The sequence below is a fragment of the Novosphingobium sp. 11B genome (assembly GCF_054589055.1).
Window position 1 is genome coordinate 1 of sequence record NZ_BAAILP010000238.1, and the last position, 7,138, is coordinate 7,138.

Below are 7,138 nucleotides of genomic sequence, written 5' to 3' on the forward strand. Positions count from 1 at the left end.
GCCCACGACTTCCTCGCGCACCGGATCGACCGGGCCGACGTAGTAGATCACGCGGCCCTTGAAATCGACCGGCAGTTCCTCGCCCTTCGCCAGCATGTCGGCGATGCGCTTGTGCGCGGCGTCGCGCCCGGTCAGCATCTTGCCGTTGAGCAGCAGGCGATCGCCCTGCTTCCAGCTCTGGACTTCCTCAGCGGTCAGCGTGTCGAGGTTGACCTTGATCGCTTCCTTGCTGGGCTTCCACTCGACCTTGGGCCATTCGTCGAGGTTCGGCGTCTCGAGGAAGCTCGGGCCGGTACCATCCAGCGTGAAGTGCGCGTGGCGGGTGGCGGCGCAGTTCGGGATCATCGCGACGGGCTTGCCCGCAGCATGGCACGGCCAGTCGAGGATCTTGACGTCGAGGATCGTGGCAAGGCCGCCGAGGCCCTGCGCGCCGATACCCAGCGCGTTGACCTTGTCGAAGATCTCGATGCGCAGCGCCTCGATATCGTTCTGCGGGCCGCGCTGCTTCAGCTGCGCCATGTCGATCGGCTCCATCAGGCTCTGCTTGGCGAGCTTGACGCAATGCTCGGCGGTGCCGCCGATGCCGATGCCCAGCATGCCCGGCGGGCACCAGCCGGCACCCATCTGCGGCAGCATCTCGATCACCCAGTCGACGATGGAATCGCTGGGATTCATCATCTTGAACTTGGACTTGTTCTCAGACCCGCCGCCCTTGGCCGCGACGTCGACCGAGATTTTCGAGCCCGGGACCATCTCCACCGACAGCACGCAAGGAGTGTTGTCCTTGGTGTTGCGGCGGGTGAAGGCGGGGTCGGCCAGCACCGAGGCGCGCAGCTTGTTCTCGGGGTGGTTGTAGGCGCGGCGCACGCCGTCATCGACGACGTCTTGCAAGCTGCGCTCGGACTCGAGGCGGCAATTCTGGCCCCACTCGATGAAGACGTTGACGATGCCGGTGTCCTGGCAGATCGGGCGGTGACCCTCGGCGCACATGCGGCTGTTGGTCAGGATCTGGGCGATGGCGTCCTTGGCCGCCGGGCCCTGCTCCGCTTCGTAGGCGTCGCCCAGCGCGCGGATGTAATCCATCGGGTGGTAGTAGCTGATATACTGCAATGCGTCGGCGACGGACTCGATGAGGTCCTCTTCGCGGATGGTCACCATTTCTGTCATGGAATTCTCCGGTCTTCTTGGCCCGATCTGGCGGATAACGTCGGATTTTTGCCGCTCCATAAGCCGCATGGGCGTGATCGTCAAAGTGCTTGATCGGATCGACGGGCGTTGTTTCATGGGGCTTGGCCTGAGAGGCCGGTTCGCATAGAAGCGGCCGCATAGTGTCGTCTTCGCGATTGCAGCGATCTGCCGCAAGCCCCGCGAGCGAGTGAGGGAATACACGAATGACCTTGACCGAGGACCGGTCGGCTCCTGCCACCGACTTTTCTGCCGCCCGTCGCGCCATGATCGTCAGCCAGCTGCGGACCAGCGGCGTGAACGAGCCCTGGGTGCTGGAAGCGATGGCCGGTGTTCCACGTGAAAACTTCGTGCCCGCCGAACTGCGCGACGCCGCCTATATCGACCGCGCCGTGCCGCTGGGCGATGGCAAGTTCCTCGGCGCCCCGCTGGTGCAGGGCAAGATGCTGCAGGAAGCCGTTCCGGCGAAGACCGACAAGGCGCTGATCGTCGGCGACGGCGAAGGCTACCTCGCCACGCTGCTGCGTCCGCTGGTCGGCTCGCTCAACGCCGTGGCGCCTGCCGCTGCCGGTGAAGCCGCTTCAGGCGAATACGACCTCATCGTCATCGACGGCGCCATCGAAGTGCTCCCCGATGCCCTCTCCGCACGTCTCGCCGAGGGTGGCCGCGTGGTGACCGGCGTGACCGAGCGCGGCGTGACCCGCCTTGCGGCCGGCACCAAGGCAGGCGGCGTGACCTCGCTGCTGCCGCTGGCGGAGCTGGGGATTCCCGTGCTTCCCGAATTCGCCGCTCCCAAACGCTGGAGCTTCTGAGCATGGCCCGGATCGCGTGGCGTTCCGGGCTGCTCGCGGGGGGATGTCTGATACTGACGGCCGGCGCGCCTGCGCGGGCCGACACCCTGCGCGATGCGCTCGTTTCCGCCTATCAGACCAATCCCACGCTGGAATCGGCGCGCGCCCAGCAGCGCGCCACCGACGAAGGCGTGCCGATCGCCAGGGCTGCGGGGCTACCCAGCCTCAGCACGACCGAAACTTATACCAAGAACCTGAAGCAGAGCGAAAACTCGCTCACGGCTCCGTCGAAGATATTCACCGCGGATGCCCAACTGGGCGTGCCGATCTATTCGGGCGGCGCGGTCAGGAACCGGGTCAAGGCTGCCAAGATCCGCGTCGGCGCCGGTCAGGCCGATCTGCGCGGCACCGAGGCTTCGGTCTTCTCGCAAGTCGTCGCGGCGTACATGGACGTGATCCGCACGGAAGCGATCGCCGGGCTTAACCGCAAGAACGTGGCGGTTCTCCAGACCAACCTCGATGCGACCAACGACCGGTTCCAGATCGGCAACCTCACGCGCACCGACGTCGCCCAATCGCAATCGCGCCTTGCGACGGCAAAAAGCGATCTGCTGACGGCGGAAGCCAACCTTGCCGCCGCGCGCGAAACCTACATCCGGTTCGTCGGTCATGCACCCGAAGCGCTCGACGCGCCGCCGCCGCTGCCGAACCTGCCCGCCAACGCCAGCGAAGCGGCGACGATCGCGCTCGATGCGAACCCGGACATCATCGCTGCACGCGAACGCAGCAAGGCCGCGGACAAGGACATCGACGTTGCGGGCGCCAGCCGCCTGCCGACGCTGAGACTGTTCGGCCAGGGTACGTACAACAACTACTTCAACACGCTGGCGCGCGGCGCGGTGAACGCGAGCGTGGCGCAAAGCGATTCGTCCGCGCAGGCCGGGGCACAGCTGTCGATCCCCATCTTCCAGGGCGGCCTTCCCGCCGCGCAGCGTCGCCAGGCACAGGCGACGGCTTCGGCCACGCTGGAGCAGGAAATCGCCACCGAACGCGACGTGATCGCGCAAGTTCGCTCGGCCTTCACCTCCTACGTCGCCTCCAACGACCTGATCCGCTCCTCGCAAGTCGCGGTGGATGCGGCGACGTTGAGCCTGGAAGGCGTGAAGGCGGAGAATTCGGTGGGTCGGCGCACGATCCTCGACATCCTCAATGCCGAGCAGGAATTGCTGAACGCGCAGGTCACGCTGGTGACGGCGCGGCGCAATGCCTACGTCGCCGGGTTCTCCCTGCTCGCGGCGATGGGCAAGGCCGAGGCGCGCGATCTGGGCCTCGACGGCGGCACCCTCTACGATCCCGACGTCAATTACGAACGCGTGCGCGGCAAGTTCTTCGACTGGGACGACGACGATGCGCCAGTGGCCCGGTCCACGCGCACCGTTGACACGCCGGTGCAGGACGGCAACATTCCCGCTTCGCAGGAGCCCTGATCCCGTTTGCGGATAAGGACTTGGATGCGCGGGACTACAGGGATTTAGGCAGATGCGTCAGAACGGTGAACCTTCGGTCGAGGAGATCCTCCAGTCGATCAAGCAGGTCATCGCGCGCGATTCCCGCCTCGAAACCCGTACCAGCCGCACCGAACGCCTGATGCGCGAGCCGGAACCGCTCTACGCCGACGAGGATGAGGACGATGTCCTCGAACTCCAGGAAGCCTCGCAGATTACCGCAGCGGGCGAGACCGACGAAGGCCCGTTGCTGCACGATCAGGCGCGCGATTCGATGCGCGAATCGCTCGCCGCGCTCGCCATGCTGTCCGAGCCCGGCGCGCAGCCGCAGATCGTCCGCTCCGGAGAAACCTCGCTGGAGGCGCTCGCCAAGGAGCTTCTCCGCCCGGCACTGACCGAATGGCTGGACCGCAACCTGCCGGCTATGGTCGAACGCCTCGTCGCTGCCGAAATCAAGCGGATCGTCGGCAAGAAGGGCTGATGGGGCTTCGACAAGCTCAGCCTGAGCGGCGTTGAGAGGTTTACAACTACACCCGCTCACACTGAGCTTGTCGACGGGTCACGGATGAGCCTGTCGAAGCCCCATCGCCCGGACGGGCTGGACCTCAAGGCCCACACTTCCTACCTTCACCGGGTATGCCGAAACCCGATCCCGCGCTGCTCGATCCCGCGCGCTACCCGTTTTCCTGCCGCATCGAGCCGCGCTTCGGCGATCTCGACGTCAACATGCACATCAACAACGTGGCGATGGCCGGATTCCTCGAGGATGGCCGCGTGCGCTTTCACCGTGCCAGTCGCTATCGCGAGGGACTTGTCGGTCTGTCCTCGATGATCGTCAGCATCGGCATCGAATATCTCGGCGAGGCGCACTATCCCCATGCGCTGACCGTCCATACCGCCATCGAGCAGGTCGGGCGTTCCAGCCACGGCCTCGTCCAGTTGGTGACGCAGGACGACCGGATGGTCGCGTTCTCCCGCTCCACGATGGTAACGGTCGGCGAGGACGGCCCTGCGCTGATGCCAGCCACTTTCGCCAGCCAGACCGAGGAATGGAAACTGCGGCCATGAGCCACCACGCCATCGCCAAGGCCGAGGAAGCCTTCGCCAAGACCGGCAGCGACATGATCCGCCGCCACATCTTCATATGCGCCGAACCGCAAAAGGGCGAATGCTGCTCGCCCGAGAAGGGGCAGGCCGCGTGGAAGTTCCTCAAGAAGCGGCTCAAGCAGCTCGGGCTGGACGGAAAGGGCGGCGTGGCCCGTACCAAGGCGGACTGCCTGCGCATCTGCCACGCCGGGCCGGTCGCGGTCGTGTGGCCGGACGGAGTCTGGTATCACTCGTGCGACGAGGACGTGCTGGAGCGGATCATCCAGCAGCACCTCATCGGCGGAGAGCCGGTCGAGGAGTTTCGACTGCATGCGCCGGGTGGGTGAGCGCCTTCACTTGTAAGGATCATCATCCTCGAGCGGATCGGCGATCGCCTCGTCATGCCCGGTCCCGCTCGACAGGAAAGCAAGGCCCATCAGCGCCGAGGCCAGCAGCATGGTGAAACCGATGCCCAGCGCGGTCGCGATGTAGAAGTGGATCGAGACCATCCCGTTGGAGCGGTACAGCAGGATTATCGACCCGATCACCAGTCCGACCGTGATCGTCATCATCCAGCGCATGATGCGCAGGTAGCGCGCCCAGGCATGGGCAGCCTTGCCGGGATCGTCGAGGGGCGAAGACGGTATCATCGCGCCCTATCTGGGCCTGACGGCGTCTCATCGCAAGCATGACGTGACGAGTCCGACGCGGCTGTGATACGCTCCGCCCCGGGGGCAAGCTGCGGGAACAGAGGCTCCTTTCAGGAACAGGGAGAGCTGACGATGACCATCGGTCGAATTATCGAAGGCCGCGATGCCGTAGTCACCTGCGACGTTGCCATGACCGTGCGCGAGGCCGCCGGAATCCTCGCCGAAAAGAGAATCGGCGCAGTGCCGGTGATGGAAAACGGCGAAATCGCCGGGATCTTCTCCGAACGCGACGTAATCTACAAACTGCGCGAACTGGGCGCCGACATGCTCGACATGCCGCTCGGTCACATCATGACCGCGCTGCCTGTGACCATCGAGCCCGAAACCTCGGTCATGGCGGCGCTGTCGCTGATGACCCGCCGCCGCATTCGCCACCTGCCCGTGGTGAAGAACGGGCGCATGGTCGGGTTCGTATCGATCGGCGATCTGGTGAAATACCGGATCGACAAGATCGAGAACGAGGCTGCCGCGATGCGGGATTACATCCAGACGGCGTAAGGGCTTCGACAGGCTCAACCTGAGCGGAGTTGGAGGTGTGGCACCACGTCCGCTCACCCTGAGCCTGTCGAAGGGTCACCCCGAGCTTGTCGAAGGGTCAGGCCGCGCCTACATCGGACGCATGGAACAGCAGACCGTGACTCTCAGCCCCTCGGCCGCCGCGCGCGTCGCCGCGATCGCGAGCAAGCAGGGCAAGCCCGCAATCCTGCGGCTTGCCGTCGAAGGCGGGGGCTGCTCGGGCTTCCAGTACAAGTTCGGCCTCGCCGACGCCCCCGACGCGGACGACAGCGTGGCCGAGACCGACGGGGTGAAGCTCCTTGTCGACTCGGTCAGCCTCGACCTCGTCCAGGGTTGCGTCGTCGACTTCGTGGAGTCGCTGGGCGGCGCGGCGTTCCGGGTGGAAAACCCGAATGCCGCCGCAGGCTGCGGCTGCGGGTCCAGCTTCTCGGTATGAGGATCTCCACCTTCAACATCAACGGCGTCAAGGCACGCCTGCCCCGTCTGCTCGAATGGCTCGAGGAAACCCGTCCCGCCGTCGCCTGCCTGCAGGAGATCAAGACGCAGGACGAAGGCTTCCCGATCGCCGAGTTCGAGAAGCTGGGCTACAAGGGCATCTGGCACGGCCAGAAGGGCTTCAATGGCGTCGCCATCCTCGCCGACGGGGAAATGCCCGTCGAAGTCCAGCGCGGCCTCGATGGCGAGCCCGAGGACGAACATTCGCGTTATCTTGAGGCGCAGGTCTTCGGTGTGCGGATCGTGTGCATCTACCTGCCCAACGGCAATCCGGTGCCCGGCCCCAAGTTCGACTACAAGCTGCGCTGGATGGAACGCCTGCGCCGCCGCATGGACGTGATCAAGGCCGAGGAAGTCCCTGCGATCATCACCGGCGACTACAACGTCATCCCGACCGACCGCGACGTCTGGACGCCCTCTGCAATGGCCTCCGACGCGCTGATGCAGCCGGAATCCCGCGACGCCTACTTCCGCCTCCTCGGAGGCGGCTGGACCGACGCGCTCGCCACGCACAACCCGCGCGGCGGGGTGTGGACCTACTGGGACTATCAGGCAGGCGCCTGGCAACGCGACCACGGCTTCCGCATCGACCACTCGCTGCTCTCGCCCGAACTGGCGGACCGGCTGGCGGCGTGCGGTGTCGACAAGGTTCATCGCGGGCGGGAAAAGGCCAGCGACCATGCGCCTGTGTGGGTCGAACTGAAGGCCGCCTGAAACAAAAAATCCTCCCCGTCGCGAAGCGATGGGGAGGGGGACCGCCGACGAAGTCGGTGGTGGAGGGGAAATAACCCCTCCGTCAGCCCTGCGGGCTGCCACCTCCCCATTCCTACGGAACAGGGAGGATCAGCAA

The 7,138-nt window shown here is 65.5% G+C and carries 10 protein-coding genes; 8 read left to right on the plus strand and 2 right to left on the minus strand.

The window, feature by feature from the left end; all coding sequences use genetic code 11:
* The coding region (locus ACYPYD_RS20850; protein WP_459665253.1) for a fumarate hydratase at positions 1–1,167 on the minus strand (1,167 nt) is incomplete at its 3' end.
* A 224-nt stretch (positions 1,168–1,391) separates the two neighbouring features.
* Here ACYPYD_RS20850 and ACYPYD_RS20855 point away from each other — a divergent pair.
* The 5 genes from ACYPYD_RS20855 to ACYPYD_RS20875 all read left to right on the plus strand — a co-directional run bounded on the left by ACYPYD_RS20855 (position 1,392) and on the right by ACYPYD_RS20875 (position 4,914).
* Positions 1,392–1,997: a protein-L-isoaspartate O-methyltransferase family protein gene (locus ACYPYD_RS20855; protein WP_211150746.1), complete on the plus strand. Its 606-nt coding sequence runs from the start codon at positions 1,392–1,394 to the stop codon at positions 1,995–1,997.
* A 2-nt stretch (positions 1,998–1,999) separates the two neighbouring features.
* The gene (locus ACYPYD_RS20860; RefSeq protein ID WP_008830921.1) at positions 2,000–3,463 is read left to right on the plus strand and encodes a TolC family outer membrane protein; all 1,464 of its coding nucleotides are present in this window, start codon (positions 2,000–2,002) and stop codon (positions 3,461–3,463) included.
* Positions 3,464–3,515: 52 nt separating this feature from the next.
* On the plus strand, positions 3,516–3,962 hold the full coding sequence (locus ACYPYD_RS20865; RefSeq protein ID WP_459665255.1) for a DUF2497 domain-containing protein: 447 nt from the start codon (positions 3,516–3,518) through the stop codon (positions 3,960–3,962).
* A 155-nt stretch (positions 3,963–4,117) separates the two neighbouring features.
* Positions 4,118–4,549, plus strand: a complete 432-nt coding sequence (locus ACYPYD_RS20870; RefSeq protein WP_459665257.1) for an acyl-CoA thioesterase — start codon at positions 4,118–4,120, stop codon at positions 4,547–4,549.
* Positions 4,546–4,914, plus strand: coding sequence for a (2Fe-2S) ferredoxin domain-containing protein (locus ACYPYD_RS20875; RefSeq protein WP_008830918.1), 369 nt, complete (start codon positions 4,546–4,548; stop codon positions 4,912–4,914). The genes ACYPYD_RS20870 and ACYPYD_RS20875 overlap by 4 nt, the downstream gene beginning before the upstream one ends.
* Before the next feature lie 6 nt (positions 4,915–4,920).
* On the opposite strand, the gene ACYPYD_RS20880 is transcribed toward ACYPYD_RS20875, so the two are convergent.
* Positions 4,921–5,217 carry a hypothetical protein gene (locus tag ACYPYD_RS20880; protein ID WP_459665259.1) on the minus strand — a complete coding sequence of 99 codons (297 nt, stop codon included), beginning with the start codon at positions 5,215–5,217 and terminating at the stop codon, positions 4,921–4,923.
* 132 nt (positions 5,218–5,349) lie between these two features.
* On the opposite strand from ACYPYD_RS20880, the gene ACYPYD_RS20885 reads away from it, so the two are divergent.
* The 3 genes from ACYPYD_RS20885 to xth all read left to right on the plus strand — a co-directional run bounded on the left by ACYPYD_RS20885 (position 5,350) and on the right by xth (position 7,002).
* Positions 5,350–5,775, plus strand: a complete 426-nt coding sequence (locus tag ACYPYD_RS20885) for a CBS domain-containing protein (RefSeq protein ID WP_008830916.1) — start codon at positions 5,350–5,352, stop codon at positions 5,773–5,775.
* 121 nt (positions 5,776–5,896) lie between these two features.
* Positions 5,897–6,229, plus strand: a complete 333-nt coding sequence (locus ACYPYD_RS20890) for a HesB/IscA family protein (protein WP_036525641.1) — start codon at positions 5,897–5,899, stop codon at positions 6,227–6,229.
* Complete coding sequence (gene xth, locus ACYPYD_RS20895; protein ID WP_459665261.1) at positions 6,226–7,002, plus strand: exodeoxyribonuclease III; 777 nt, start codon at positions 6,226–6,228, stop codon at positions 7,000–7,002. The genes ACYPYD_RS20890 and xth overlap by 4 nt, the downstream gene beginning before the upstream one ends.
* Positions 7,003–7,138 lie beyond the last annotated feature (136 nt).